We start from the raw sequence: 19,810 nt of genomic DNA on the forward strand, positions 1-19,810 counted from the left end.
CCCGCCCAGTGCAGTACCGCGTAAAATAGTAAAAGGCCGAGCAGGCTAAGCCAGAAAATCGGCACGGAATACCCGAGCAACGACACCAGCCTTGCCGCATTATCCAGCCAGCTTCCCGGTTTCCATACCGCCAGCAGCGCCAGCAAAATCCCGAAGGTGCCGCCGAGCAGGATGGCACAAGTCGCCAGCTCAACCGTTGCCGGGAATGTACGCATCAGATCGCTGGCCACCGGCTGCGCGGTAATACGGGAAATTCCCATATCGCCGTGCGCCAGGTGATCGAGATAACGGACAAATTGTACCGGTACGGACTGATCGAGACCTAAATCGCGACGCACCTGCGCATAGGTGGCTTCGCTGGCGTGATCGCCGGCCACCTGTAACGTCGGATCAATCGGGGCGAGATGGGAAAGCGTGAAAGTAAACGCCAGCAGTCCGAGCAGCGTCAGTGCCAGCGAAATCACGCCGGTCAGCAAACGGCCTGACCAGCGCCAACCCTGCCGGACGAATCCGGCGGGTGTTGAACTGTCTGCCATTACTTCGTGACCTTGCTGTAAAAGACCATGTCAGGGTTGATGCCCTGCACGTAACCTTTAATGTTGTCGCGTACGGCAATCAGGCTTTTGGCTTGCAGACCAATCACAAACGGCGAGTTTTTCTGGACTTCCAGCTGCAACTGACGGTAATCCGCCACGCGTTTGGCCTGATCCGGTTCCGCAATCGCAGCCAGCGTCAGTTTATTGAGTGCCGGAATGGACCAGTTAGCGCGCCATGCCAGTGTTTTGCTGCTTCCCTCTTCCGGGTTGAAAGCAAACGCTGAAGCGTTGGTGTTCGGGTCAAAGTAATCCGGTCCCCATGACGACATATACGCGTCGTAATTGTGTGATTTCACTTTGGTAGAAATCTGCGAGCTCAAACCCGGATCCAGTTTCACCGTTACGCCGCCCTGCGCAAAGCTGGCCTGCAGCGCCTGTGCGATGTCCAGATACGGCGGCTGATTGGCGGTAGAGAGTGTGAAACTGACGTTAGTCAGCCCGGCTTTCGCCAGAATCGCTTTGGCTTTTGCCGGGTCATAGGTGTATGGCGTGTCGTTCAGCGCGCCCAGATAGCCTTCCGGCAGGAAGGCCTGATGCACCTGGAACTGATCTTTCATCAGATCATGAGCAATGTGGTTGTAATCGAACAGGTAGCGGGCCGCTTCCCAGAATGCAGGATTACCCAGCGCCGGGGAGGCTTTGACATTGAACTGCATGAAGTACAGTGAGGCATACGGGATCGCCAGAGGCTTAACACCCTTTTTACCGGCGAGTGCAGCCATCTGGTCAGAACCGAGATTACGCGCCATATCGGCATCCCCCTGCTCGATCAGCAAGCGGCGCGCAGCAGGATCCGGTACGTTTTTGATCAGAATGGTTTTCAGCTTCGGCGCGCCTTCCGGTGAGGTCGGGTTCGCAGATAAAATCACGACTTCATGCGGTATGTAGTTACGGATCTGGTAAGGGCCGGAACCGGCAGAATGATTGCTCAGCCACTGGTGACCAAGGTCGTCAGCGGTGGCGTTAGCTTTCACCAGTTTACTGTCCACGATAGAAGATACCGGCGCAGACAGCAGGCTCAGCACGAATGACGGGCTGACATCGGCAGTCCAGCTGACTTTCACATGCTGGTCATCAATCTTAGTCAGGAAGGTATCGACGTTTTTATCGGTCCAGCCCAGTTGCGTCAGGATAAATGAAGGCTCCAGATTCAGCTTCACCACGCGTGATAACGAGAATATGACGTCATCGGCAGTCAGCGGATTGCCACTGGCAAAGGTGACTTTCGGTGACAGCGTGAAGGTCAGGCTGCGGTTATCTTTGCCTGCTTCCCAGGAGGCCGCCAGCGTCGGTTTTAAATCGATCGGATTGTTCGGGTCAGACTGGACCAGGCGCTGATAAATATTATTAAAAGCCTGAACCGTGGTCAGTTCAAATCCCTGCGCCGGGTCAAAACTGGAGGTGTCATCAATGGATTGTGCGATAACCAGCGTATCCGGCGGCGTAGCAGCCTGCACGGAGAAAGTAGCCGCAATAGCCGTAAACAGAACGGACGGTAATAAAGCTTTCATCAAGACAGACTCTCCAAGGTAGCGAAATTGCTAAGATTTTGTTGAGTGTAAAGTTTCTTCTATCTGGCAGAAAGTCTGATAAAGACTATCGTTATGCGAATTTTGCATAACGTTATCTGATTGGTTATTAATGAGGCAAGACGGGGCTTTGCGGCGGATTGTTACTGTACAAAGCCCGTGGTGGAGATATTTTATGAACAGCGAAAAGGCAGGCGCTTAAAACGGGAGAGATGAATGAAATGGCTGCACGGCAACCCCGCACAGCCGGCAATACCAGACGCGACGTTAACTCAGTCCCGGGACATCCAGACCCGGAGAAACAGACAACAGCATCCGCACCTGTTTGACCAGCTCGCTCATACAATCGTCACGCATGCCGTAGTTGTTCAGCTCTTTTTCCAGTGCAAACAGGTATTGCGCATTGGTGCCGAGCGGGCCGCTGGCCTGCGCAATCAGTGGGGCGATAACCTGATAATCGGTATCGGCTTCATATTGCGGGTGCGAGGGATCCATAATAAACACCAGCGCGGTCACCTTGCGGCCATCGTCGAGATCCAGTTCGCACCAGGTCGGACGGTAACAGCCGGTGAGCATTTCACGTTTCCACAGCAGTTCGAGTTCATCGAGAAGGGTGTCTTCAGGCAGACGGAACGCCAGGCCAGTGGTTTTGCCGCCATCCCGCAGCGCCAGCATACGGCCGGGTTGCGCAAGGGTGCCACGCCCGGCGGTCAGACGCAGACAGAAGGCACGATGATAACCGTGCAAGGTGGCAGGCCGCGCCTCTTCTGAGTCAAAAACCGGGTTCCACATCAGTGAACCGTAACCAAAAATCCAGACCGGGCTGTTGTCGGGGCGACGCGCCAGCGTGCAGCACAAAGAGGCAGCGCGCTGTTCAGGGGTCAGTAGCATCGATTCATCAATGCTGCCAAATGCTGTTTTGCAATCTGCGTTACGCAGGAAATCTCGAGTTAACATTCATTCCCCCAGGTACGACTTACTTTTGAACATGACATGCTGTTAACGCTGTGTTCTCCGCTGTGGTGGGTTTCATCTGTTGATGTTATCGGACAGTTTTTGCCTGAGCTTCAGGCTGCGGGGCAATTTTATTAAGAAGTTTCGTATACCCCCACAGGATGAAACCTTATTCGTTTCTTTCGTTGCAATCAAGGTTGAGAGTGATCACAAAAGGAAAATAAAGTGATTATTTTATGAACATTGTATGAATGTTGATATTTCGGGCGGGAATAAAACAAAAACGGAGGGGCGGGCAGGTCTTCAGGCAGGTGAGGGAACGCCCTCACCTGCCATAAACATCAGGATTTCTTAGGGTGCCACTTATCATCGTCTCCTTTTTTATATCCATGTTTCACTGCAGCCCAGGCAACTTTGTGCGCCGTTTCCTCCCGGGAGTCATCGCCCTGCCGGTCTTTGGGTTTTTTATATTCATCCCATGCGCTGTTAAACGCTTCCTTATAGATATCCTGTGCGTGGGCAGGCAGCACGTTGCGCACGGATTCAGGCAACGCTGCTCGGTTCTGATAAGGCATAGTCGTCTCCTTTTTCATGGCGTGCATGGCACTGATAATTTTTGTGTGCGGTGTGTACGCACAATGTTAAGTCTAGCTGCTACCCTCAAAGGACTCCGCCAGATTATTCTCGTTATCGTGCTGCTGGCGGCATCTCGGCGCCAGCAATTTATATGGGTACTCCCGGTATTTACATAAATTGACGCATAAACGCTATATTTTCGTTATAACATATTAATTGGTTGTTTTAAAAAGACTTAATATTTTAACAATCACAATTAATTTAATTTTTATCATCATTTAATCCAAATCCCGGCCTGATAAATGAAGGCTATTGCATGCTTTATGTCTTAAGCCTGATTTTATTCTATTAATAGGTTAATTTATCTACTATACTTAATGGGTTATACCTTAATGCTGCCAGGCATTTTGCTGACAACTGACAGACAGGCGGTTGTTATTACGTGAGCGTTTATAAGGAGAATAATCATCATGGTGTCTTCACAGGAACATCCAAAAATCAAAACCCGCCATCAGGAATACTCCCTGGTTTTTCCCATCGCTGCACTTCTCGTTCTCGTCCTCTGGGGCAACAGCAGTAACTTCGCCTCGGTTGTCGGCATTAATCTCATCGCGCTGGTCGGTATCCTCGCCAGTGCGTTCAGCGTCGTACGCCATGCCGATGTTCTGGCGCACCGTCTTGGCGAACCGTACGGGTCGCTGATCCTCAGCCTTTCCGTCGTGATCCTCGAAGTCAGCCTGATTTCGGCCCTGATGGCGACCGGCGATGCCGCCCCCGCGCTGATGCGTGACACGTTATTCTCGATCATTATGATTGTTACCGCCGGTCTGGTGGGCGTGGCCCTGTTATTAGGCGGGCGTAAGTTTGCGACACAGTATGTCAATCTCGGCGGTATCAAACAGTACCTGATGGCGATATTCCCGCTGGCGGTGATTGTGCTGGTGCTGCCTGCCGCCTTGCCGGCGGGCAATTTCTCGACGCCACAGGCGTTGTTTGTGGCAGTGATTTCAGCCGCCATGTACGGCGTATTTCTGCTTATTCAGACCAAAACTCATCAGAGCCTGTTTATCTACGAGCATGAAGATGAAGGTGAAGAAGAGGGGCATGGCAAGCCATCGTCAAAAAGCAATCTGACACACACCCTGTGGTTGATCGTCCATCTGGTACTGGTTATTGCGGTGACCAAGTTCAATGCTAATCCGCTGGAAAGCCTGCTGACAGAACTGAATGCCCCTGCGCAGTTCACGGGTTTCCTGGTCGCGTTACTGATCCTCTCTCCGGAAGGTCTGGGCGCACTGAAAGCCGTGCTGAAAAATCAGGTGCAGCGCGCCATGAATTTGTTCTTCGGCTCCGTGCTGGCGACAATTTCACTGACCGTTCCGGCAGTGACCGTCATTGCCACGCTGACAGGCCAGGATTTGATTTTCAGTCTTGACCCGGCAAACATTGTGGTGATGCTGGCAGTGCTGATTCTGTGCCAGATTTCCTTCTCCACCGGCCGTACCAATGTATTAAACGGTACCGCGCATCTTGCGTTGTTTTGTGCCTATATGATGCTGATAATGCTTTAACCCCCTCTCCTGCGAAGGCGGAGGCACAAAAAGAAAGGCCGCTCAGATAAGCGGCCTTTTTCATGGGAACGATGGGAGAATTAAGAGTAAGCGTGCAAGGTGCGTTTACACAGCTCCGAACGCACACAGTCCTCTTTACCAAACTGAATGATGCCGATCATCTCGTCTTCTTCGAAGCGGGACATTGCATCGCTGAGCCCCGATACTACGCCACGTGGTAAATCGCACTGGGTAATATCACCGTTAACAATCACCGTCACATTTTCGCCGAGACGGGTCAGGAACATTTTCATCTGGCTGGCTGTGACATTCTGCGCTTCGTCCAGAATAACCACCGCGTTTTCGAAAGTACGCCCGCGCATATAAGCGAATGGCGCAATTTCCACCTTGCCTATTTCCGGTCGCAAACAATATTGCAGAAATGATGAACCCAGACGACGTAGCAGAATGTCGTAGACCGGACGGAAATAAGGTGCAAACTTCTCAGAAATATCACCGGGCAGGAAACCGAGATCTTCATCGGCTTGCAATACCGGACGTGTCACAATAATTCTGTCGATTTCTTTGTGAATTAATGCCTCTGCCGCTTTCGCAGCGCTGATAAATGTTTTGCCGCAACCGGCTTCACCGGTGGCAAAAATTAACTGCTTATTCTCTATGGCTGATAAGTAATGACCTTGAGCTTCAGTACGCGCTTCGATGACGGACGTATCGCGGGAGTCGCGAGCCATGCCGATCGATTCCAAACCGCCCATCTGTACCAATGACGTCACAGACTCTTCCTCGCGCTGGCGGTGACTGCGTGAATCATTACGAATAACACGTTTTGCTTCACGACGAGCTTTGATCACTGCTTTCTGTCTTCCCATAGTGGCACCTTACAGTTTGATTCACTTAACGCTAAGGCATAATGCCCGCACGGTTATGTTTCACTAACAAATGAGGTTTTGGTCTCCTTTTAGACCAAGTGGAGCCAATGAATAACGTGAAGAGGAAAAGAACCTGAAGGAATTAACGGAAACTCTTTGGGTTGTTTTCTGTTCACGAGGAGGCATTGTCAATAATGACAAACCGCTGACCCATACAATAAAACGTCCAGAATAAAAGCCAGTGATATTCACATCATTTTCACCAACAAATAGGCGGTCAGTTAAACAACAGGGTTGGGGTTGGGTGGATGATATTTTTTGTAAAAAGCGGTAGGAAAAACCTGAAAGTAAATCCTGAAATAATAGAGAGTCGGAAGCCTTGCCCCCGTTTGCATTTAAGCAACAACGGGTGAATGAGAAAAGTGGATTATTTTCGATCAATAGCCCAAACATGGACTTTACCATTCGCGCTCCCCGCAGTGTTATTAACGGCACCTGCCGTACACCTCGTGAAAACTACCGCTTATAAATGTCAGTATAATGACAACTGAAACATTTGCGTTACCAAAATGTAAAAAAGTTTGTGGCTGACGTCAATAGGATCATGAGGATCTTTTTCAGATCCTCTTTAATCATGCTGAATTTCTCTCAGCTCAGCAGATTATTTTTCTTTTCATTGATGAAGTAACTGTTAATCCCTTCGGCCAGCGCATGGGCCATTTTCTCCTGAAACACCGGCTCACCCAGTAATTTTTCTTCCTGTTTATTGGTGATGAAAGATGTCTCCACCAGCACGGAAGGAATACGCGGGGATTTCAGTACCGCAAAACCTGCCTGTTCCGGATGCGGGCTGTGCATGTGATGGACTTTACTGATATTTGCTGCCAGATGTCTGCCAAAATCCAGGCTGCGGTGAATGGTTTCGTGCTGGTCGAGATCAAACAGTGTTTCTTTAAGATATTGATCGTCCGTTTTAAAATCGTCGTCGTACAACACATCGACGCTGTTTTCGCTTTGCGATAAATAGCGCGCCATCGCACTGCCTGCGCCGTGTTCAGACAGTGCGAAAACCGATGCTCCGGAGACCAGATCGTTGGTGAAACCGTCGGCATGTATCGAGATAAACAGATCCGCCGCATGCTGATGCGCCAGACTGACGCGGTGATAAAGCGGAATAAATACATCATCCTGCCGGGTCAGCACGGCGTGAATACCGTGCTGCTGGCTGAGCAAAGTTTGCAGGCGTTTGGCGATATGCAGCACGACATGTTTTTCATAAGTGCCTTCATTACCGATTGCCCCCGGATCCTTGCCGCCATGACCCGGATCGATCATGACCAGCAGCGGTTTCTCCGCCTGCGGCGCAGGGGACACGACCGGCCCAATTGCGGCAGCATGGCTTTCTGCCGATATCGTCACCGTCAGGACACCATTTTCCGTGTTACGCGTAATCTTCGGTTTACTGTTCACCTGCAACACGATACGCGCCACCTCAGGGCTGAAATGAGCAATGCGCCCTTCTGTGACCCAGGAAAATTTCTGCCGCACCACGGTCAGTGCATGCTCAAGTTCCGGCGGAAATGATGTCAACGGCATATCAATCACGACCCGCTCCGGCGCACTGAGCATAAACACGCGACAGCGTTTATCTGCCGCAGGGAGTGCCAGGTGAATCTGACTGGCATCTGAAGTCATGGTGATCCGCACCGCTTTTTGGGCGGCGTACAAACGCGGCGCGGTCAGCGACAGTCCGATGCCAAAAATCAGTAATTTTCTGCGGGTATGGTTGATGGTCATAACAGTCTCAGAACAGGCAACGTAATAAATCAGTTTTGCGATTTATCATCATGACATTACTGAGATTTTTTTGGATGAGGCGGAGTATTAACAGGCAATGAAATGCGTAACCAGGCGTAAAAATGATGTCTGGTTTGGGCTCCTCTGGGATCGGCTCCCTCCCCGGCGAAGGGAAGGAGTTAAATTACGCTTCGATTAACGATTGTCCGAGATAGTGACTTTCGTCTTTATTGCCCGGTAACGTGAAGAAGAAGCCACCACCGTTAGGGCGGATATATTCTTCCAGCGCTTCACCGTTCAGACGTTTCTGCACGGTCAGGAAACCTTTTTCCAGGTCATGCTGATAACAGACAAAAACCAGTCCCATTTCCAGTTGCCCGGAATTAGTCACACCCAGGGAATAGCTGTAGCCACGGCGCAACATCAGGCTGTCTCCGGTGGCTTTAGTGCGCGGATTCGCCAGACGGATATGCGCATCGAGGCGGATCGTCTTGCCATCCGGGTCTTTTTCGTAATCCGGCACGTCGTGCTCTTTTTCCATCCCCAGCGGTGCGCCGGTGGCTTTGTCGCGCCCGAAAATAGACTGCTGCTCCTGCAGCGGCGTGCGGTCCCAGGATTCCACCTTGAACGGGATCAGACGTGTCACCTGATAACTGCCGCCCACCGTCCAGGCCGGTTCGCCCTGCCCGCCGGTCACCCAGATAACTTTATCCATCAAAGGTTTATCTTTGGCATCCGGGTTCGCCGTACCATCCTTAAAGCCCAGAAGATTGATCGGCGTTTCTTTGCCCTGACTGCGCGCCGCATGGGACGAAATAAAGCCGTCACGACGCCAGCGTACGCTGAGTAAATCAGGCGTATATTTGATGATGTCCCGCAGCGCATGCACCACGGTATCGCTGTTGTTGGCGCAAATTTGCAAGGACAGGTCACCGTGACAGAGTTTGGCATCCAGAGAATCATTCGGGAAACGTGTCATGCGTTGTAATTTCAAAGGCTTATGTGGTGCCAGCCCGAAGCGCTCATCAAACAGAGAATCCCCGACAGAAAGCGTCATGGTCAGATTGTCCGGGTAGATTTCTGCGCCCATCACCCCTGAATCCATGGGCGGAAATTTCGGATCCATTGAAGGCGCAGTGCCGCCTGTGGTCAGGAAGGCAAAACGTGAATCGAGGAGACGGAAAAGACGCTCCAGATCAGCTTTGTTAGTGGCCAGCACGTCAAAGGAAACCAGCATCATCGATGCCTGTTGCGGCGTTAAAATACCCGCCTGATGCTCGCCATAATAGGGTTGCTTACCCCAGCGCTCGTCAGGGGAAACAGTCCCTGGTGTATATTCGTTCTTTGCTTCGGGTGTTTTCTCAGCCTGCGCTGTGGCTGCGCCGCCCAGGGCAAATGCCCCGCCTAACAATCCCACGCCCTTGAGTAAACTGCGGCGGGAAGAAGAAACTTCGTTCTGATTATCGTTTTTGTTGCTCATTGCTATGCCTCAGGAATTTAAAAGCGCCTCCTCCTGCGCAGGGGGAGGCGCTAAAGATATCAATCTAAACCAAGTACACCGCGCAGTTTGGACAAGTCTTCTGCCAGCGTGGTGATAGGACCTTTCATTGCGTTACGGTCCGCATCAGACAGTTTTTCGTAATTCTCGTAACCGTCTTTGGTTTTATATTTGTCCAGCAGCGCATCAACGGTTTTGAAGTTGGCGTCGATTTTATCCAGCAACGGTTTGTCGGCTTTGACCAGCAACGGACGCAGCAGATTGACAATTTTCTGTGCGCCATCAAGGTTGGCCCGGAAATCCCACAGATCAGTGCGGCTGTAACGATCTTCTTCGCCGCTTATTTTGCTGGCGGCCACTTCTTCAATCAGGCCCGCTGCGCCGCCGACCACTTTACTTGGCGGGAAGGTCAGCTCTGCGATACGTTTTTGCAAATCAACGGTATCGGCATACAGCTTGTCGGCAAACGGTTCGGTGCCCTGGGTGGTTTTGTCAGCGAAAAGGATTTTCTCCAGACGGTGGAAACCGGTGAAGTTAGGATCTTCGGCTTTTTTCTCGAAATCATCTTCACGGGCATCGATGCTGCCGTCCAGATCAGAGAACAGTTCGGCAATCGGTTCGATGCGCTCATAGTAAACACGGGTAGAAGCGTACAGGGATTGCGCTTTCGCCAGATCGCCCTTCTTCACCGCGTCCGTAAAGGCTTTGGTATGTGCCACCAGTTCAGCCACCTGCTGAGTCACATACACTTTGTATTCCGCAATCGGGCCGACCAGCGCCATGGCGTCAGGCTTGCCGGAAGCGGCCGTACCTTCAGCGGTAACCGTCAGTTTACCTTTCGGATTGCTCAGCAGGCCGCAGGTCATGTCGTATTCGCCCGGCTCAAGGTTAGCCGTCATTTTCTGCGTGAAACCCGGCGCCACGTTTTCACGTTCTTCCACCACCATCACGCCTTTGAGGATTTCCCATTCCAGGTTTTTCTGACTGTTGTTATGGATAACAAACTGAGTTTTACCGGCCGGCACGGTCAGCGTCATCGGTTCACATTGTTTGTCATTAACAGCAATTTTGACCTGACGAACATCAGCAGCCAGCGCGTTGGCGCTCAGCGCAAAGGCCGGCAGGGACAACAGGGCGATCTGTAAAGCTTTACGGCGAAAATGTGGCATGTGTAACTCCGTGGCAAGGGCAAAATGAGGAATGAAGTTGATAAAATTAACGTTGTGTTTTTTGCCCGGCAGAAACCGGCGCAGCCACAGGCGATTTACTCTGTGGAATAAAGAACAGGAACAGCGCGGGGATCAGATACAGGAAATACACCGCAACTTCGCTGACCGTCGGCGCTTCCTGATACCCGAACATCCCTTCCAGCAAGGTGCCAAATAAAGAGTGTGTGGATAAAGTCCCGCTCAGATCAAAGGCAATGTCCTGCATACGGTTCCACAACCCCGCTTCGTGGAACGCGCGGATAGCGCCCGCAGCCAGTCCGGCGGCGACAAACAGGATGAACAGGCTGGTCCATTTGAAAAACTTCGCCAGATGCAGTTTCACGCCGCCGTAATAAATCAGGAAACCCAGCACGATGGCCGCGCCGAGGCCAAGCACTGCACCGATCGGGGCTTCAATACCCACGTCTTGCTGGAAGGCTGCCAGCAGGAAAAACACCGATTCCAGCCCTTCACGCGCAACCGCAAAAAACACCATCGCAACCAGTGCCCAGCCCTGACCGCGACCGGAATTCAGCGCATGATCAATGGCCCCTTCCAGATGCACTTTGATAGACCGTGACACTTTGCGCATCCAGAACACCATGTATGTGAGAATGCACACCGCGACGACGGCGACGATACCTTCAAACAGCTCCTGTTGTTTTTGCGGAAACTCACCGGTCGTGGCATTGATGAAAAGACCGAGCGCCAGGCACAGCGCAGCGGCGATGAAAACGCCAATCCAGACCACACCGAGCCACTGCCCGCGTTGCGTCCGTTTGAGGTAGCTGGCAATCAGGCTGACGATCAGCGCAGCTTCCAGCCCTTCGCGAAACATAATGAGAAACGGAACGAACATGACGAGCTCCCGGCCCCTGAATTCTGACGAACCACAGAATGTATGAGGCCTCTGTAAAGAAAAGTAAAAAGAAACGATAGTGATTATCATTCTTGCCAAAAGAAATACAAGAGGCAACCGATCCTTTTTTTGAAAGGGGATCGGTAAATACACATGAAAAAATCAGACGGAAGGCTTATGCGGCGGAAAATGCTGAAAACCGGGGCCTGAATGACCCCGGTCTGAGTGACACAACAGGAGATTATCGGTTAAACAGTTTTATATTCCGCTTCTGCGGCGGTGAAACGCTGCTCAACAGCGGCGGAAGGCTTACGCCCCGTCAGGCTGACAATCCAGATAGCCAGTGACGCGAAAATGAAACCGGGAATGATTTCGTATAATTCAGCCCAGCCATATTGTTTCCACAGGATCACCGTTATTGCACCGACCAACATCCCCGCCAGGGCACCGTTACGCGTCATACGTTTCCACATCACGGAAATCAGGATCACCGGCCCGAATGCGGCACCGAAACCGGCCCAGGCATAACTGACCAAACCGAGAACCCGGTTTTGCGGGTTGGCAGCCAGCGCAATAGCAATCAGCGCCACGATCAGCACCATTGCACGCCCCACCCACACAAGTTCGCGCTGACTGGCGCCTTTTCGCAGAAAAGCTTTGTAGAAATCTTCAGTAATGGCGCTTGAACACACCAGCAGCTGACAACTCAGGGTACTCATGACCGCTGCCAGAATAGCGGACAACAAGATCCCGGCAATCCACGGGTTGAACAGAATTTTCGCCAGCTCGATGAACACGCGCTCACCGTTTTGCGTCACGTTGCCCGCTTCAGCCGGATTATTGCTGAAGTACGCGATGCCGAAGAATCCTACAGCGATGGTACCCGCCAGACATAAAATCATCCATGTCATGCTGATACGGCGCGCTCTGCGGATAGTGAAGTGAGAATCGGCCGCCATGAAACGCGCCAGAATGTGCGGCTGACCGAAATAGCCCAGCCCCCAGCCCAGCAATGACAGTATCGCCACCAGATTCATGCCCTTAAACATATCAGTGTATTCAGGATTTTTGGCTTTGATGACCATCATCGAGGTATCAATGCCGCCAACGGCGAGGATGACGATAACCGGTGTCAGGATCAGTGCAAAAATCATCAGGCTGGCCTGCACGGTATCGGTCCAGCTGACGGCCAGAAAACCGCCGATAAAGGTATAAAGGATAGTCGCCGCCGCGCCGGCCCACAGCGCGGTCTGGTACGTCATGCCGAAGGTGCTTTCAAACAGACGTGCACCGGCCACGATGCCGGAGGCACAATAAATGGTGAAGAACACCAAAATCACAATCGCGGAAATAATGCGCAGCAGCTTGCTCGAATCTTCAAAACGATGCGTAAAGTAATCCGGCAACGTCAGCGCATTGTTATTGGCTTCGGTGTGTACACGTAGCCGCCCCGCCACCAGTTTCCAGTTCAGGTATGCGCCGATAGTCAGACCAATCGCGATCCAACTTTCCGAAATGCCGGAAATAAAAATCGCACCCGGCAGCCCCATTAACAACCAGCCACTCATGTCGGAAGCACCGGCGGACAGCGCCGTGACCACGCTGCCCAGACTGCGTCCGCCCAAAATATAATCATCAAAGTTTTTGGTTCGTAGATACGCGATGAGCCCAATCAAAATCATCCCGAAAATATAAACACAAAACGTCACCAGCATCGGTGTGTTCATTGTCATTCCATTCTCCACTTTCTTATTTTTTGCGATGTTGTCCGGCACCTGTCTGTCCCGGCAGCACTCCACCCGAAGTGCTGCCAAAAACCTGCCGGGGCGAGATGATGGCTGAAACCTCTAAAGGTTGCAGCAAGACTCTCCATATTTTTATATAGTCACTGACTCTGTATGGTTTTTATTCAAAATTACTGTCGAGCCGGATACTGGTTTAGCCTTATCCACTTTTCAATATTTTTAACATTTCAAATACACAAAATTCACCCTCCATCACAGTTATCCGCAATACGGGTTGTACTTTGCAGCGCGGAAAGTTGCACCCGATACAACCCTTGATATTGACGCCATGACAAGACAGGCAAGATCCATGCCGTTATTTTCTTGTTAAAAATGCCAGGTGAATCACAACAGGCACACTTCATGCATTAACAAGGTTGCACAAGGTTGCAACATAGAAGATATTGCTCGACATAAAGATAACGAATTCACCTGAAATTTTTCATATGGAGTGTTTGCGCATGGGTATGACCACGATGGGCGTGAAGCTGGATGAAGGTACGCGTGACAGGCTAAAAGAAGCGGCTCACAAAATTGACCGCACGCCGCACTGGCTGATCAAACAAGCGATATTTTCCTATCTTGAACGGCTGGAAAACGGCGATACACTGCCGGAAATTCCGGCACTGAATGGCGCTGCACCTGAAAGTGCGGAAGATGCCGCTGTACAACCTGTTCAGGAAGCCCATCAGCCATTCCTTGATTTCGCTGAGCAAATTCTGCCACAGTCGGTCAGCCGCTCGGCTATCACCGCCGCCTATCGCCGCCCTGAGCCTGAAGCCGTATCCATGCTGCTTGAACAGGCGCGTCTGCCTGCCCCGCTCAATGATGCAGCGCTGAAACTCGCGGCTGATATCGCCACCCGACTCAGAAACCAAAAGAGTGCAAACGGCCGCGCCGGGATGGTGCAAAGCCTGTTGCAGGAGTTCTCTCTGTCTTCTCAGGAAGGCGTAGCGCTGATGTGTCTGGCGGAAGCATTGCTGCGTATCCCCGACAAACCGACACGCGATGCGTTAATCCGCGACAAAATCAGCAACGGTAACTGGCATTCACATCTGGGACGCAGCCCGTCGCTGTTCGTTAACGCCGCAACCTGGGGTTTGCTGTTCACCGGAAAACTGGTCGCGACACACAATGAAGCAAGTCTGTCAAAATCTCTGAACCGTATTATCGGTAAAAGCGGTGAACCCCTGATCCGCAAAGGCGTGGACATGGCGATGCGCCTGATGGGCGAACAGTTTGTAACCGGTGAAACCATCGCCGAAGCGCTGGCCAATGCCCGTAAACATGAAGAAAAAGGTTTCCGCTATTCCTACGACATGCTGGGAGAAGCCGCGCTGACCGGAAAAGATGCCCAGGCCTATTTACTGTCTTATCAGCAGGCGATCAATGCCATTGGCAAGGCATCCAATGGTCGCGGCATTTATGAAGGCCCCGGCATTTCCATCAAACTTTCCGCCCTGCACCCGCGTTACAGCCGGGCGCAATATGAACGTGTGATGGAAGAATTGTATCCGCGCCTGCTTTCGCTGACATTGCTGGCACGCAGTTACGACATCGGCATTAACATTGATGCCGAAGAAGCTGACCGTCTGGAAATCTCTCTCGATTTGCTGGAAAAACTGTGCTTTGAACCGGAACTGGCCGGCTGGAACGGTATCGGCTTCGTGATCCAGGCGTATCAGAAACGTTGTCCGATGGTCATTGATTACCTGACCAATCTGGCACAGCGCAGCCGCCGCCGTCTGATGATCCGCCTGGTGAAAGGCGCGTACTGGGACAGCGAAATTAAGCGCGCGCAAATGGACGGTCTGGAGGATTATCCGGTTTATACCCGCAAGGTTTACACCGATGTTTCCTATCTGGCCTGCGCCCGTAAACTGCTGGCCGTGCCAAACCTGATTTATCCGCAGTTCGCAACGCATAACGCCCACACCGTGGCGGCGATTTATCAACTGGCCGGTAATAACTATTATCCGGGACAGTACGAATTCCAGTGTCTGCACGGCATGGGTGAACCGCTTTACGAGCAGGTGGTGGGGAAAATTTCTGACGGCAAACTGAACCGCCCGTGCCGTATTTATGCCCCGGTCGGTACACATGAAACGCTGCTGGCGTACCTGGTGCGTCGTCTGCTGGAAAATGGTGCGAACACGTCCTTTGTTAACCGTATCGCTGATGCCACGTTACCGATCGGGGAACTGGTTGCCGATCCGGTTCTGGCAGTTGAAGCGCTGGCCGCCAGTGAAGGTCAGGTCGGACTACCGCACCCGCGTATCGCACTGCCGCGCAATCTTTACGGTGACAAACGCGTCAACTCTGCGGGTCTGGACATGTCCAGCGAACACCGCCTGGCATCCCTGTCCAGCGCCCTGCTGCAAAGCGCCAGCCATCCGGTAAAAGCACAACCGATAATTGATGCGCAGACGGATGATGGCGAATTCCTGCCGGTGATCAATCCCTCTGAAAATACCGATATCGTCGGGTATGTTCGGGAAGCGACGGAGGCGGAAATCAGCCGTGCGCTGGATGCCTCAACTGCTGCCGGTGCGATATGGTTTGCGACACCTCCCGAAGAACGTGCCGCCATCCTGCAACGCGGCGCAGAACTGATGGAAGCACAGTTGCAAAACCTGCTTGGTGTGCTGGTGCGCGAGGCAGGAAAAACCTTTAATAACGCCATCGCTGAAGTGCGTGAGGCCGTAGATTTCCTGCATTATTACGCCGGGCAGATCCGCGAAGATTTCGCCAATGACACACACCGTCCGCTGGGGCCGGTGGTCTGTATCAGTCCGTGGAACTTCCCGCTGGCGATCTTTACCGGTCAGATTGCTGCCGCGCTCGCCGCAGGCAACAGCGTACTGGCAAAACCCGCTGAACAAACGCCGCTGGTCGCTGCGCTGGCCGTGGGCATTCTGCATGAAGCCGGTGTACCGGCTGGCGTATTGCAACTGCTGCCCGGTCAGGGGGAAACGGTCGGTTCGCAGCTGGTGAATGACGAACGTGTCCGTGGTGTGCTGTTTACCGGTTCGACGGATGTCGCGGGTATCTTGCAACGCAACATTGCCGGTCGTCTGGATCCGCAGGGACGTCCGACGCCGCTTATCGCCGAAACCGGCGGACTGAACGCCATGATTGTTGATTCTTCCGCGCTGACCGAACAGGTGGTCATGGACGTGGTGGCCTCGGCCTTTGACAGCGCGGGTCAGCGTTGTTCCGCCCTGCGCGTGTTGTGTATTCAGGACGACGTCGCCGACCATACGCTGCAAATGCTGCGCGGTGCGATGGCGGAATGCCGCATGGGCAATCCGGAGCGTCTGAGTACCGATATCGGGCCGGTGATCGACGCCGAAGCGAAAGCCGGTATCGAAACACATATCGATGCGATGCGTGCCAAAGGCCGCACCGTATACCAGGCTGCGCAGGAATTTGCCGCTGACCAGCAGGAATGGAGCCGCGGCACCTTTGTTAAACCGACGCTGATCGAGCTGGAAAGCTTCGATGAGATGAAGAAAGAAATCTTCGGGCCGGTGCTGCACGTGGTGCGTTATGCGCGTCAGGATCTGGATAAGCTGATCGGTCAGATTAATGCCGCCGGGTATGGCCTGACGCTGGGTATTCATACCCGCATCGACGAAACCATTCATCGCGTTACGCAGCAGGCGCATGTCGGCAATATGTACGTAAACCGCAATATGGTGGGTGCTGTCGTGGGCGTGCAACCGTTTGGTGGCGAAGGCTTATCAGGCACGGGGCCGAAAGCCGGTGGCCCGCTGTATCTGTATCGCCTGCTGAGCAGCCGTCCGCAAGACGCCGTACCGCAAACCCTGTTACGGCAGGATCGCGAACTGCCGCTCGATACCTCCGTCCGCGAGGCCTTGCTGGCACCTCACCGCGCGCTGCAACAATGGGCGACAGAACAGAAGCACCGCGAGCAGTTTGTCACGGTTTGCGAACGTTTCGCCCAAACCAGTCAGGGCGGTACCTTGCGTACCCTGCCGGGACCTACCGGCGAACGCAACACTTACGCGCTGTTACCGCGTGAGCGCGTTCTGGCGCTGGCTGATAATCAGGACGATGCCCTGATCCAGCTTGCCGCCGTCACCGCGACAGGTTGCCGTATTCTCTGGCCGGAAGCGCCGTTGCAACGTGATTGGTTCAACAGCCTGCCAAAAGCGGTACAGGCGCGTATCGATTTCGCCAAAGACTGGCAGACCGACACGCAGGTGTTTGACGCGGTGATTTACCACGGTGATGCGGATCAGTTGCGCGAACTTTGCCAGACCATTGCCCAGCGTCCGGGAGCCATTATATCGGTACAGGGCTTTGCGCGCGGTGAGGACAATATTCTGCTGGAACGTCTGTTACATGAACGTTCACTGAGCGTGAATACGGCTGCCGCCGGGGGAAATGCGAGTCTGATGACGATCGGGTAAGGCATGAGTTGCAGGAGAGCCGCTGCAAGTGGGCGGCTTTTAAAAAGCCTGAGGAAACTTTTTGGATTTCAGTTGCAGTGAGGAATGGATCGAGACAATTTCGGTTTCTCAAGAACGGTTATCACGCGGCCTTTCGCGCCGAAACCGACCAGAGGGGAAAAAGCTTTTCCCCTCTGAACTCCCCTCGCTTTTTCAAACAAGTGATCCGCACGCAGGCTATGTTTCAGCAACCACTGTGACAGGCTGGAAATCTTGCCGCTATGCGGTGCCTTCTCTCGGTCCTGAAGCCTTTGGTCTTCAGGCCGCTCCGTTCAGCAAGATTTCTGAATCGCCCGCACGATCTTAAATTCAAAACCATTTGGCCTTTCATATTAAAATCAGTGAGGTTGCGAACTAAAAGCCGGAGGCCGGTTCCAAAATCACGCCGTAACGAGAGGTGAAAAACCGCGATTCTTTTTGCGCGGGTTGTAACCCGAGTGCAGGGCACCGCGCAGCGGCGGGATTTTGCGGCTATCACCTCGCTCGCTGAAACATAGCCTCCAGCGAAGCGCGCAGTTAAAGAGCCCGGGATTCTCAAGGGGTGCGGCGACAGGCGCCCCTTGAGGCCCGTGTGGGTGGCAACCCACGGTTTTGACCTCAGTGTGCCAGAAACTTCTCCAGAAACTGTTTCGTTCTCGCATGTTGCGGATTTGAGAACAGTTCCTTCGCGGGCCCCTGTTCCACTATTTTTCCCTGATCCATAAAAATAGCGCGGTCTGCTACGTCACGGGCAAAACTCATTTCGTGGGTCACTATCACCATAGTGCGACGCTCGAGAGCCAGTGCACGGATGGTGTTGAGAACTTCCCCCACCAGCTCCGGGTCAAGGGCGGAGGTAGGTTCATCAAACAAAATTACTTCAGGGCTCATTGCCAGTGCGCGGGCAATGGCAACGCGTTGCTGCTGACCACCGGAGAGGCGGCGCGGATAGGCATTTTCTTTGCCACTTAACCCGACTTTTTCCAGTAGCTGACGTGCCGTGGCGATGGCTTTTTCTTTCGGCTCGCCCTTCACTATCACCGGCCCTTCAATGATGTTTTCCAGCACTGAACGGTGCGGGAACAGATTGAAGTTCTGGAAAACAAACCCTACCTGCTTGCGCAGTTCACGGACGTTATTCTTCTGTTTACTGACAGGCTTACTGGCATCAATTTCGATATTACCGACTTTGATGGTGCCGCCGTCCGGCTCTTCCAGCAGGTTAATGCTGCGTAATAAGGTGGTTTTACCCGAGCCGCTGGGGCCAATGATCGCCACGACTTCCCCGGCATTCACCTGCAAATCAATACCGTGTAACACCGTTTGTCCGTGGAATTTTTTAGTCAGTTGCTTTACGTCAATAGTACTCATGAAGGCTCCTGATCCTGACGGTTAACGCGGTCTTCCAGACGGTTTTGCAGGAAGGATAAAACGGTCGCCAGCACCCAATAAATGACCGATGCCGCCAGATACATGGTGAACACTTCCAGTGTGCGTGAGGTAACCAGTTGTGCCTGCCGGAACAGTTCCGGCACCTGAATAGTCGCAGCCAGCGAGGTATCTTTCACCAGCCCGATGAAACTGTTGCCCAGAGGAGGCAGCGCGGTACGGGCGGCCTGCGGCAAAATCACGCGGCGCAGGGTTTGCCACGGATTCATGCCGATACTGGCTGCCGCTTCCCACTGCCCTTTTTCGATAGACGAAATCGCCGCACGCAGGGTTTCAGAGGTATACGCCGCCGTATTGAGAGAGAGGCCAATCATCGCCGCCGGGATAGGATCCAGCTCAATGCCAAACTGGGGCAGACCGTAGTAAATCATAAACAGCTGGGCGATCAGCGGCGTACCACGGAAAACGGAGACGTAAAAACGCGACAACCATGACAGTGGCCAGAAATGCGAAAGGCGCATCAGCGCCAGCACGAAGCCCAGAATAAGACCGAACACCATCCCGCCCAGACTGAGCTGAAGCGTAAACAGTGTCCCTTTCAATAAAAATGGTGCTGAATCCAGCACCAGTTGAATACTTTCTTGCATCTAAGACCTTTAGATTTTCTGGATCTTTGAGATATTCACCGATGCTCTAAATAAATGAACTTGCATCAAGGCAGCAAGT

16 protein-coding genes are annotated in these 19,810 nt (G+C 52.8%); 3 read left to right on the forward strand and 13 right to left on the reverse strand.

The annotated features are described in order from the left end of the window. The 4 genes from J1781_RS23500 to chaB all read right to left on the reverse strand — a co-directional run. Positions 1-536 (reverse strand): ABC transporter permease (locus tag J1781_RS23500; RefSeq protein ID WP_217138309.1); only part of this gene is annotated, 536 nt, incomplete at its 3' end. Continuing rightward, positions 536-2,107 carry an ABC transporter substrate-binding protein gene (locus tag J1781_RS23505; protein ID WP_129951466.1) on the reverse strand — a complete coding sequence of 524 codons (1,572 nt, stop codon included), beginning with the start codon at positions 2,105-2,107 and terminating at the stop codon, positions 536-538. The genes J1781_RS23505 and J1781_RS23500, both read right to left, overlap by 1 nt. Before the next feature lie 285 nt (positions 2,108-2,392). Continuing rightward, a complete protein-coding gene (locus tag J1781_RS23510) occupies positions 2,393-3,082 on the reverse strand; it encodes a gamma-glutamylcyclotransferase (RefSeq protein ID WP_129951467.1) in 690 nt (229 codons plus the stop codon). A gap of 338 nt (positions 3,083-3,420) precedes the next feature. After that, a complete protein-coding gene (gene chaB / locus J1781_RS23515; protein WP_129951468.1) occupies positions 3,421-3,654 on the reverse strand; it encodes a putative cation transport regulator ChaB in 234 nt (77 codons plus the stop codon). 471 nt (positions 3,655-4,125) lie between these two features. Here chaB and chaA point away from each other — a divergent pair, with 471 nt between their 5' ends. Then, positions 4,126-5,226, forward strand: a complete 1,101-nt coding sequence (gene chaA, locus J1781_RS23520) for a sodium-potassium/proton antiporter ChaA (RefSeq protein ID WP_129951469.1) — start codon at positions 4,126-4,128, stop codon at positions 5,224-5,226. Between the two features lie 80 nt (positions 5,227-5,306). On the opposite strand, the gene phoH is transcribed toward chaA, so the two are convergent. From phoH to putP, 7 genes are all read right to left on the reverse strand, one after another. Continuing rightward, on the reverse strand, positions 5,307-6,095 hold the full coding sequence (gene phoH, locus J1781_RS23525) for a phosphate starvation-inducible protein PhoH (protein WP_120131086.1): 789 nt from the start codon (positions 6,093-6,095) through the stop codon (positions 5,307-5,309). 63 nt (positions 6,096-6,158) lie between these two features. Then, positions 6,159-6,560, reverse strand: coding sequence for a hypothetical protein (locus J1781_RS23530; RefSeq protein WP_217234280.1), 402 nt, complete (start codon positions 6,558-6,560; stop codon positions 6,159-6,161). Between the two features lie 183 nt (positions 6,561-6,743). After that, positions 6,744-7,892 carry an N-acetylmuramoyl-L-alanine amidase gene (locus J1781_RS23535; protein ID WP_217138312.1) on the reverse strand — a complete coding sequence of 383 codons (1,149 nt, stop codon included), beginning with the start codon at positions 7,890-7,892 and terminating at the stop codon, positions 6,744-6,746. A gap of 184 nt (positions 7,893-8,076) precedes the next feature. Continuing rightward, positions 8,077-9,372 carry an iron uptake transporter deferrochelatase/peroxidase subunit gene (gene efeB, locus J1781_RS23540; RefSeq protein WP_217234281.1) on the reverse strand — a complete coding sequence of 432 codons (1,296 nt, stop codon included), beginning with the start codon at positions 9,370-9,372 and terminating at the stop codon, positions 8,077-8,079. 59 nt (positions 9,373-9,431) lie between these two features. Further along, a complete protein-coding gene (gene efeO / locus J1781_RS23545) occupies positions 9,432-10,559 on the reverse strand; it encodes an iron uptake system protein EfeO (RefSeq protein ID WP_129951473.1) in 1,128 nt (375 codons plus the stop codon). 46 nt (positions 10,560-10,605) lie between these two features. Continuing rightward, positions 10,606-11,457 (reverse strand): iron uptake transporter permease EfeU, encoded by an 852-nt coding sequence (efeU, locus tag J1781_RS23550; RefSeq protein ID WP_129951474.1) that lies wholly within the window; start codon positions 11,455-11,457, stop codon positions 10,606-10,608. A gap of 248 nt (positions 11,458-11,705) precedes the next feature. Further along, positions 11,706-13,190 carry a sodium/proline symporter PutP gene (putP, locus tag J1781_RS23555; RefSeq protein ID WP_129951475.1) on the reverse strand — a complete coding sequence of 495 codons (1,485 nt, stop codon included), beginning with the start codon at positions 13,188-13,190 and terminating at the stop codon, positions 11,706-11,708. A gap of 512 nt (positions 13,191-13,702) precedes the next feature. Here putP and putA point away from each other — a divergent pair. Both putA and J1781_RS23565 read left to right on the forward strand, forming a co-directional pair. Continuing rightward, positions 13,703-17,677: a trifunctional transcriptional regulator/proline dehydrogenase/L-glutamate gamma-semialdehyde dehydrogenase gene (putA, locus tag J1781_RS23560; RefSeq protein WP_217234282.1), complete on the forward strand. Its 3,975-nt coding sequence runs from the start codon at positions 13,703-13,705 to the stop codon at positions 17,675-17,677. Between the two features lie 61 nt (positions 17,678-17,738). Then, entirely contained in the window at positions 17,739-18,023 is a 285-nt protein-coding gene (locus J1781_RS23565; protein ID WP_129951477.1) for a hypothetical protein, read from the forward strand. 290 nt (positions 18,024-18,313) lie between these two features. Here J1781_RS23565 and tcyN read toward each other — a convergent pair whose 3' ends face one another. Further along, positions 18,314-19,066 (reverse strand): L-cystine ABC transporter ATP-binding protein TcyN, encoded by a 753-nt coding sequence (tcyN, locus tag J1781_RS23570; protein ID WP_129951478.1) that lies wholly within the window; start codon positions 19,064-19,066, stop codon positions 18,314-18,316. Further along, positions 19,063-19,731, reverse strand: coding sequence for a cystine ABC transporter permease (gene tcyL / locus J1781_RS23575; RefSeq protein WP_129951479.1), 669 nt, complete (start codon positions 19,729-19,731; stop codon positions 19,063-19,065). Before tcyL ends, tcyN begins: the two co-directional genes overlap by 4 nt. Between the last annotated feature and the right edge of the window lie 79 nt (positions 19,732-19,810).

The sequence above is a fragment of the Rahnella perminowiae genome (assembly GCF_019049695.1).
GTDB classification, from domain to species: Bacteria; Pseudomonadota; Gammaproteobacteria; order Enterobacterales; family Enterobacteriaceae; genus Rahnella; species Rahnella perminowiae.

Excerpts from the sequence above, each read along its gene's own strand:
- J1781_RS23505 (WP_129951466.1), bottom strand. The coding sequence starts at position 2,107 with ATGAAAGCTTTATTACCGTCCGTTCTGTTTACGGCTATTGCGGCTACT.
- J1781_RS23510 (WP_129951467.1), bottom strand. The coding sequence starts at position 3,082 with ATGTTAACTCGAGATTTCCTGCGTAACGCAGATTGCAAAACAGCATTT.
- chaB (WP_129951468.1), bottom strand. The coding sequence starts at position 3,654 with ATGCCTTATCAGAACCGAGCAGCGTTGCCTGAATCCGTGCGCAACGTG.
- chaA (WP_129951469.1), top strand. The coding sequence starts at position 4,126 with ATGGTGTCTTCACAGGAACATCCAAAAATCAAAACCCGCCATCAGGAA.
- phoH (WP_120131086.1), bottom strand. The coding sequence starts at position 6,095 with ATGGGAAGACAGAAAGCAGTGATCAAAGCTCGTCGTGAAGCAAAACGT.
- J1781_RS23530 (WP_217234280.1), bottom strand. The coding sequence starts at position 6,560 with ATGGTAAAGTCCATGTTTGGGCTATTGATCGAAAATAATCCACTTTTC.
- J1781_RS23535 (WP_217138312.1), bottom strand. The coding sequence starts at position 7,892 with ATGACCATCAACCATACCCGCAGAAAATTACTGATTTTTGGCATCGGA.
- efeB (WP_217234281.1), bottom strand. The coding sequence starts at position 9,372 with ATGAGCAACAAAAACGATAATCAGAACGAAGTTTCTTCTTCCCGCCGC.
- efeO (WP_129951473.1), bottom strand. The coding sequence starts at position 10,559 with ATGCCACATTTTCGCCGTAAAGCTTTACAGATCGCCCTGTTGTCCCTG.
- efeU (WP_129951474.1), bottom strand. The coding sequence starts at position 11,457 with ATGTTCGTTCCGTTTCTCATTATGTTTCGCGAAGGGCTGGAAGCTGCG.
- putP (WP_129951475.1), bottom strand. The coding sequence starts at position 13,190 with ATGACAATGAACACACCGATGCTGGTGACGTTTTGTGTTTATATTTTC.
- putA (WP_217234282.1), top strand. The coding sequence starts at position 13,703 with ATGGGTATGACCACGATGGGCGTGAAGCTGGATGAAGGTACGCGTGAC.
- tcyN (WP_129951478.1), bottom strand. The coding sequence starts at position 19,066 with ATGAGTACTATTGACGTAAAGCAACTGACTAAAAAATTCCACGGACAA.
- tcyL (WP_129951479.1), bottom strand. The coding sequence starts at position 19,731 with ATGCAAGAAAGTATTCAACTGGTGCTGGATTCAGCACCATTTTTATTG.